This window comes from Streptomyces sp. DH12 (assembly GCF_020873895.1).
Taxonomy (GTDB): Bacteria; Actinomycetota; Actinomycetes; order Streptomycetales; family Streptomycetaceae; genus Streptomyces.
Genome location: NZ_JAHWGT010001390.1, coordinates 1 through 417, shown reverse-complemented (window position 1 = coordinate 417; position 417 = coordinate 1). Strand labels below are relative to the sequence as shown.

Below are 417 nucleotides of genomic sequence, written 5' to 3'. Positions count from 1 at the left end.
GCGGGACCTGGGCCGCCGCGACCAGCGTGCCGACCGCGGCCACTGAGCCCAGGGCGACGGGCAGGCTGCGCACCGCGGCGTAGTGGCGGTAACGGAAGTCCGGGCCGTAGCGGGCCAGCGCCTTCGCCGAGCGGCGCACGATCTGGCTGTCGATCGTCGGCAGGGGCAGCGCCCAGGCGTCCACCTCCGGCGCGTAGCGCGGGGAGCCCGTCGGGGCGGAGGCGCGGCGTCCCACCAGCCGCGGCTCGTGGCGCCGGCGGTCCCGCGCGGCGGCCCGCAGCCTGCCCGGCCGGGCGAACTGGTTCAGCGCCGAGGCGAACGTGCCGCCCGAGAAGGCCGCGTCGGCGGTGACGTACCCGTCGACCGTCAGCGGCACGTCCTCCGGCAGCTGCCGCACCGTGAAGTACGCGCCCAGGT

Annotated in this window: 1 pseudogene; it reads right to left on the bottom strand. The window is 77.9% G+C overall.

Annotated elements, in window-relative coordinates:
* Nucleotides 1-417: pseudogene (locus LPA54_RS40225) on the bottom strand (saccharopine dehydrogenase); the annotation flags it as partial.